The organism is Xanthomonas sp. SHU 308, from assembly GCF_000364645.1.
Lineage (GTDB): Bacteria > Pseudomonadota > Gammaproteobacteria > Xanthomonadales > Xanthomonadaceae > Xanthomonas_A > Xanthomonas_A sontii.
On sequence record NZ_AQOK01000667.1, the window covers coordinates 1 to 487 of the forward strand.

General features: G+C 75.4%; 1 pseudogene. It reads left to right on the top strand.

The features are described 5' to 3' along the window. Nucleotides 1–487 (top strand): annotated as a pseudogene (locus D588_RS25335) (hypothetical protein); the annotation flags it as partial.

Consider the following 487-nt stretch of genomic DNA (forward strand, 5'->3'; position numbering starts at 1 on the left):
CGTGGCGGCCGACGCGACCGGCGACTACGCCACCGCGGTCGGCGGCTTCTCCAGCGCCAGCGGCTTCAACAGCACCGCGCTGGGCAACAGCGCCGTCGCGCAGGGCCGCAACAGCGTGGCGCTGGGCGCCGACGCGGTGGCCGACCGCGACGACAGCGTCTCGGTCGGCAAGGCCGGCGGCGAGCGCCAGATCACCCATGTGGCCGCCGGCACCGAGGCCACCGATGCGGTCAACGTGGCCCAGCTCGACGCGGTCAGGCAGACCGCCGACACCACCGCCAAGTATTTCCAGTCCAGCGGCAGCGACGCCAGCGATGCCGGCGCCTACGTCGAGGGCGCCAATGCGATCGCCGCCGGCGAAGGCGCCAACGCCATCGGCAACGGCGCCAGCGCACTGGGCAGCGGCGCCACCACGCTGGGCGGCAACGCCACCGCGGTCGGCAGCAACGCCACCGCCGTCGGCGCCTCGGCAACGGCGGTCGGCGGC